At 40.2% G+C, this 4,798-nt stretch carries 6 protein-coding genes and 1 pseudogene; 5 read left to right on the forward strand and 2 right to left on the reverse strand.

Going from position 1 to position 4,798, the window contains the following annotated elements; all coding sequences use genetic code 11:
* Together CALSC_RS19365 and CALSC_RS19370 are read left to right on the forward strand one after the other, a co-directional pair.
* Positions 1-222 (forward strand): hypothetical protein (locus tag CALSC_RS19365; RefSeq protein WP_143288309.1); only part of this gene is annotated, 222 nt, incomplete at its 5' end.
* Between the two features lie 239 nt (positions 223-461).
* The gene (locus CALSC_RS19370; RefSeq protein WP_159460648.1) at positions 462-641 is read left to right on the forward strand and encodes a carboxypeptidase-like regulatory domain-containing protein; all 180 of its coding nucleotides are present in this window, start codon (positions 462-464) and stop codon (positions 639-641) included.
* Positions 642-914: 273 nt separating this feature from the next.
* Here the strand turns inward: CALSC_RS19370 and CALSC_RS19375 are convergent, their stop codons facing one another.
* Both CALSC_RS19375 and CALSC_RS19380 read right to left on the reverse strand, forming a co-directional pair.
* Positions 915-1,457: a DoxX family protein gene (locus CALSC_RS19375; protein WP_088242926.1), complete on the reverse strand. Its 543-nt coding sequence runs from the start codon at positions 1,455-1,457 to the stop codon at positions 915-917.
* Positions 1,458-1,679: 222 nt separating this feature from the next.
* Positions 1,680-3,365 (reverse strand): NAD(P)H-quinone oxidoreductase subunit 4, encoded by a 1,686-nt coding sequence (locus tag CALSC_RS19380; protein ID WP_088242927.1) that lies wholly within the window; start codon positions 3,363-3,365, stop codon positions 1,680-1,682.
* Between the two features lie 61 nt (positions 3,366-3,426).
* Here CALSC_RS19380 and CALSC_RS19385 point away from each other — a divergent pair, with 61 nt between their 5' ends.
* From CALSC_RS19385 to CALSC_RS19395, 3 genes and pseudogenes are all read left to right on the forward strand, one after another.
* The gene (locus tag CALSC_RS19385; RefSeq protein WP_143288310.1) at positions 3,427-3,918 is read left to right on the forward strand and encodes a serine/threonine-protein kinase; all 492 of its coding nucleotides are present in this window, start codon (positions 3,427-3,429) and stop codon (positions 3,916-3,918) included.
* Positions 3,919-4,063: 145 nt separating this feature from the next.
* Positions 4,064-4,312: a hypothetical protein gene (locus CALSC_RS19390; RefSeq protein WP_088242929.1), complete on the forward strand. Its 249-nt coding sequence runs from the start codon at positions 4,064-4,066 to the stop codon at positions 4,310-4,312.
* A 105-nt stretch (positions 4,313-4,417) separates the two neighbouring features.
* A pseudogene (locus tag CALSC_RS19395) lies at positions 4,418-4,798 on the forward strand (RluA family pseudouridine synthase); the annotation flags it as partial.

The raw sequence follows: 4,798 nt of genomic DNA on the forward strand, positions 1-4,798 counted from the left end.
AAAAGTTTTGGTGCAGATGTTAGCAGAAATAAAAGTGGAGTATTAATGAAACTAACCCCTGATAATTATCGTATAGATTTAGACCCAGCATGCTATCCCATTGACTGGAAACCAACGCAATCGGCTTACGCAGTAGAGGTTGCTGCTGGAGGTTATACACCCATACAAATACCATTTACCCACATTCCGCAGGTTAAATTAACAAGCTTGGTATTGTTATAACCCAGTTATAACAATGCTTTCAGACATGAAGTAAATATGGTTGTATTTAGTGATACTCCCAAAGGTAGCCCCACCGTGGATGAAAACCAGAGCAGTCGTTGACAATGGTATCAATAAACTATGATTTGGCGATTATCCCTCGTCTTATAATTAACGATCGCTGTCACGCTTAATTGCCGAAAAGGCTTACCAGACAAGTATTTTAAAAATACCGAAAAGTTTTCCTCTACGTGCGGAATGTGGGATTTACCCCATCTTATACTGTTGCTGGAACCTTAACTGATGCTGAAGGAAAACCCATTGAAGCTGCGAGGGTGGAGGCTGTATTAAAAGATAAAGATGAGAAAATTGTATCTGTAACCAATGGTGCAGGAATATTCTTTTTAGAAAATTTGCAACAAGGTACTTATAATTTATAATTTGTTGATTAACGATAAACCCGCACAACTAGAAAAGATTACCATTGATGCTAATTCTGAACCAATGCAGGAAGTTAATTTAAAGCTGTAGCAACTGTCTTGATTGTCGCTTGCATATTAGAAAAATGTATTTTAAGGTGGGACTTCCGCATTACTTTAAAATAACTATTGGCGCTACATCTATACTCTAAAGAGAAAGAGACACAGATGTAGCGCCTATTTCATAATTCGCTCAAACAAATATCAGTCATAGTAGTTAATCAAGACTATTGACTACTTAGCACTACCAGCTGTTTCTTTCCCTGCACTCGCTGATTGATACGCTTTCTCTAAACGCATAATTTGTTTAGCTTGGATAGACAAGGCACTATTATCTAACCAATTAGCAATCAAAGCATCAGTGGAAAATAAACCAGCTCCATTGATGGTAAAGAAGAGAAAACAAGCTGCGTAAATTGCAGATAGTTCTAGGTAAGGAATACTAAAGCCAGCAACCAAAATATGGTGATACATAGCAACACACATTGTTGCAAACAAACCTAATGCGGCTGGGCGAGTTAGCAAACCAAAAGCTAATAATGGTGCGCCAATCAGTTCGGTGAAAGCTGCTACGTAACTAAAAAACATGGGAAATGGTAAGCCTATGTACTCAACATAGGTTTCAGAAAAACTTTCAATATTCCCCAATTTATCCAAACCATTGTGGATCATCATAATGCCCACAATAGCTCTTAGTACAGCCCAAGTCGTCTGTGACCAAAAATTGGGGTTGACGTTGGGTTTAAATATATTAGTGATGAGTGCGCTATTAGTCATGATTCAGTTTGTGACCTAAGTCAATTTATAAGCCTTATATTAATAAAAGTAACAAAGAATATTAACAAATGTAAACTAAATGATGCGATCGCACCCCTGTAATTGAGGCAGTAATATCTCTGTAAAGCTTACTGTGAAAGCTTTGAGGAACTGGAAAATAAAAAAAATCGCCCCCAAAGGAGCGATTGCTAAATTTATCAGAAAAGTAATTTTTTTTAATATTTACTTAATGATTCCCAGCACAGGCATAACTTCAGATTCTTTGATTTGAGGCGCAGAAAAAGTGTGAGCATAAATGCTGGGTTTAGTCTCAGCTATTTGGATATAGGATTGACGTACTTGTGTGTTAACCGCCACTGTCTTGACATCATAAATTTGTGTAGCCAATTTGGGATACAAGCCAATAGCAATTATGGGTACCAGGAAACAAGCAGCAATGAAAACTTCGCGGGTGCTAGCATCTCTATATACAGCTTCAGTAGGTAAGGCACAGTCTGTACCAAAACAAACTGCTCCTTCATCATCCTGATTTTCTTTGGTCATGTTACCAATATCACAGCTATTGTCGGATCCATCGCCGTAAAAAACCTGCCGTAATAGATTAAGGAGGTAAATAGGAGTGATAATGACCCCAACAGCAGCTAGAAATACTGTGACAGTACAGAATGTTGAGCTGTAGATGTCACTACTGGTTAAACCCAAGAATACTGTCAATTCACTGGCAAAGCCACTCATACCCGGTAGAGCCAAGGAAGCCATTGCTCCGACTGTGAATAAAGCAAATACCGTAGGCATAACTTGACCAATACCACCCATTTTATCCATTAATAGGGTGTGAGTGCGATCGTAGGTTACACCAGCTAGGAAGAATAACACCGCCGCAATTAAACCATGGGAAATCATTTGTAGCATTGCTCCACTGACTCCCAAGTCGGTGTAGGAAGCAATTCCCAATAATACGAATCCCATATGGGAAACTGAGGAATATGCCAGACGACGCTTCATATTGGTTTGAGCGAAGGAGTTTAATCCGCCATAGATAATATTCACAACCCCCAGAATTGCCAGAACCGGGGCAAAATAAATATGGGCATCGGAAAGTGTTTCTAGATTCAGGCGAATTAATCCGTATCCCCCCATTTTCAGGAGTACACCTGCCAAAATCATCGATACGGGAGCAGAAGCTTCTCCGTGGGCATCAGGTAGCCAAGTATGTAAGGGGAAAACAGCTAGTTTAACGCCAAATGCAATCAGTAATCCTGCATATAAAGGTAATTCCAGAGCCAGGGGATAATTCTTCATGGCTAGTTCGGCAATATCAAATGTGATATTGTCGCCATAAAGTGCCATTCCCAGTGCTGCTACCAAAATAAATATAGAAGCCGCAGCTGTGTAGAGTAAAAATTTTGTTGCTGCATAACGCCGTTTTTGTCCACCCCAAATAGAAACTAGTAGGTAAACAGGAACTAGTTCCAGTTCCCACATAATAAAGAACAACAATAAATCTTGGGCAACAAATACCCCAATCTGTGCTGAATACAACACCAGCAGCAGGAAGTAAAATAAACGAGGCTTGAGGTCAACCTGCCAAGCTGCAAATATTGATAATGTGGTAACAAATCCTGCTAGTAGTACTAGTGGTACTGATATGCCATCAACCGAAACCGCCCAGCTAAAGCCCAACTGAGGCACCCAGGCATAATTTTCCGCGAGTTGAAAGGTAGCATTGCTAACATCGTAATGCTTCCAAAAGGCATAACACATCAAGACAAAGTCCGCGATCGCTACACCTAATGCATACCACCGCACGCTTTTACCATCTTTACCAGGTAGAACGGGGATAAGCAAGGAAGCCACTAGTGGCAGCATTATAATCGCGGTCAGCCAAGGAAATCGATCCGCTATCATGACAATGAGCAAAAATACTTAAATTTGTTAATAGGAACATCATACTAAATTTTGTAACACTTTGTTTATAAATCTTTATCTTAGTCAGGATAAGGCAAACTTATGGTGTGTTTGTAGGTTCAAAGGTAATGTTACAGGTGTGGTATCGGCTGGATATACCCCAAAAGGTCAAGCTATGCCAGAGTCTGACTTCTTTGCTTTGGGACGCACGTTTGTGTTCTTATTGACGGGTAAACAACCTAACGAACCGGCAATTTTCGACTCGTACAATGGTCAAATGCGCTGGCGTGATTTTGTGCAGCAGATTTCACCTAAGTTTGATGATTTGATAGATCGCATGATGGCACATTCCCTTAGTCAGCGTCCTGCTAATACAAGGGAAATTTTAAACTGTTTGGCAGAGATTGAGGGAACACCGGAAGAAGTGCAACGAAATTCTTCCGGTGTTCCCACTGAACCTGTTCAAAAAAATACAGGACAACAAACTTCTCAAGCAAAATCTCAATACCAGAATCACACAGCTCCACCAACTCCACAACTAATTATTGAGTAGGATTTTGTGCGGCAATGGTTACTTGGGAGCATAAGTAATCAAACAAAAATATTTACCATTATTACAAACTACGCGAAATAATCCTAACCCTTGCGATTGCTTCGTTTCACTCCGTTACACTCGCAATGACATTGTGTAATTAATTATGTTTAACTACTTACAACGACTTTTACTACGGCAGTGGATTCCCCAATCTGGGCAGTGGCTTTTGGCAAATACTCTGGGTGGTTTTGCTGGTGCTATTGGTACTATCGTAACGATCGCTGTGGTGGAGGTTCAGGTTACTGTTTATCAACTATGGGGATTGGGGTTGCACATAGGATTTATTATATACACAGCTATTACAGGAGCATTTTTAATGCGTTTACTGCAACATCCCATGTCAAAAACTTAGAGGCTAATGGGTAATTATGATGTATTATCCCACCGTGAGAAACTGATTTGATTGAGAATGGCTAAACGTCAACAAATCAATATCTTGAAGTTTCAGGCAGATTAAATGGTACTTCTGCACCCACTCTCAGACTTTATTAACCCCAACACTACAGTTAACAACTCATCCCCCACTTATCACTATCAAGGGTATTGTCCCCAAACTGGCCAACTCCTGCAATTACCCCGCACTCCTTTAGCAGAGGCGATCGCTCATGGTTTAATGGCACTATTCGCTGATGATGAGCTGTATTCCCGTGAAGGCAAAATGTACGGCATATTACTGATAGAATTGCCCAATGGCGAGCAAAAAATACTCCAAGCATTTTCTGGGTTATTAAATGGTTGTAGTCTAGTTGATGGTTGGGTTCCGCCAATTTCTGGACGGGAAGAAGTAGCATTCACAGAGGTTCGTACATTAGCTGAATTAGAAACTATTAAGCAAGAA

This window comes from Calothrix rhizosoleniae SC01, from assembly GCF_900185595.1.
Classification (GTDB): Bacteria; Cyanobacteriota; Cyanobacteriia; order Cyanobacteriales; family Nostocaceae; genus Calothrix_A; species Calothrix_A rhizosoleniae.